The organism is Streptomyces katrae (genome assembly GCF_000966975.1).
Lineage (GTDB): Bacteria > Actinomycetota > Actinomycetes > Streptomycetales > Streptomycetaceae > Streptomyces > Streptomyces katrae.
In genome coordinates this window covers 1-301 of sequence record NZ_JZWV01001266.1, presented here as the reverse complement: position 1 = coordinate 301, position 301 = coordinate 1, and the positions used below count along the sequence as shown (strand labels likewise).

The window sequence follows — 301 nt, the reverse complement described above, 5'->3', positions numbered from 1 at the left end:
CGAGGTCTCCGGGGTTCATGCCGGGGAGCAGGCCGGCGCAGAAACCGGTGGCGAGGACGGCGGCCCGTTCCATCCCGGGGCGGCCCAGGGCCCGGGCCACGGCCCGGTCGGCGGCGCGCGGGCCCATGCCGGTCCGCAGCACCGTGCCCCCGCCGGCCGAGCGGCCCGCCCCGCCGAGGGCCGCCCGCTCGATGCGCAGGGCGCAGGCGATCAGCAGCGGCGGTGCGGGCGGGGCCGCCCGGGCGGACATCAGGCCTCCCCGGCCGGGGCGGGGACGGCGGCCGGGGCGGCGCGCCGTGCG

Annotated in this window: 1 pseudogene; it reads right to left on the bottom strand. The window is 84.1% G+C overall.

Going from position 1 to position 301, the window contains the following annotated elements:
* Window positions 1–250: pseudogene (locus VR44_RS35970) on the bottom strand (1-hydroxy-2-methyl-2-butenyl 4-diphosphate reductase); the annotation flags it as partial.
* Between the last annotated feature and the right edge of the window lie 51 nt (window positions 251–301).